This is a genomic window from Mesorhizobium sp. M0598 (genome assembly GCF_040320865.1).
Classification (GTDB): domain Bacteria; phylum Pseudomonadota; class Alphaproteobacteria; order Rhizobiales; family Rhizobiaceae; genus Mesorhizobium.
The window spans coordinates 1-926 of record NZ_JAMYQL010000111.1; the positions used below are offsets into that span (position 1 = coordinate 1).

Here is a 926-nt window from a genome sequence, read left to right on the forward strand (position 1 = left end):
CTAGGGGATGCACACATCTTTTCGTTGCGTCGATGACTCATCTGTGAGTTGCGGCGTCGGGTTGGTGTGTGATTCTGTAGGCGACGTACTGAGGGAGGCGTCGCGGTGTCATCTATGGGATTGTTGGGGTCGTTCGGTGACGAACGGCTCGAAAAAAGGGGGTCCAGCTTCTGGAGCGGATGGTGTCGCGCGAGAGCGTGTGCCTGCGCCGCTTGGCTGGAGGAGCCCGTAGCGGGATCGTGGGCTTTTGTCGGTTCCTGGCGAACGCTCGGGTGACGACGGACAGGCTGATTGAAGGTTGGGGCGCTGCGACGGCTGAGGCTAGCGCCGGTCGTCATGTGCTGGCGATCCAGGACACCAGTGAGATCAATTTCGCGACGACGCCGGAGTATCGGCGTGGCCTTGGCGAGATTGGCAAGGGCGGCGGCCGTGGCGTGTTGCTGCACGCGATGCTGGGCATCGATGCCGAGACGGGCGGCGTTCTGGGGCTGGTGGCGGGCCGGGTGTGGACGCGCGAGGGGCGTGTGGAGGTTGCTCATGCCAAGCGGCCTCTGTGCGACAAGGAGTCCGAGCGCTGGTTGAGCACGGCCGCGGCGGCCAAGCCGGTGTTGAAGTCGGCTGCACTGGTGACCGAGGTGAGCGACCGCGAGAGCGACATCTACAGCAAGTGGGCGCTTGTACCCGAACCCGGCTTCCACATTCTGACCCGCGCCATGCACGACCGCCGGATCCAGGGCGGCGGCAAGCTGTCGACCGCACCGCTGCAGGCCGCCGGAGAGGCCATGGTCGAGCTGCGCGCGCGGCCTGGTCGGGCGGCGCGCACGGCCCGGCTGGTGGCGAGCTTTGCCCAGGTCGAGGTCGTGCGCCCCGACAACACGATTGAAGAGGGCCTGCCCAAGACGGTGAGCGTGAGCTTGGTGCAGGTA

The 926-nt window shown here is 66.3% G+C and carries 1 pseudogene; it reads left to right on the forward strand.

What is annotated here, in order from left to right:
* Positions 1–182: 182 nt before the first annotated feature.
* Positions 183–926: pseudogene (locus NKI59_RS34960) on the forward strand (IS4 family transposase); the annotation flags it as partial.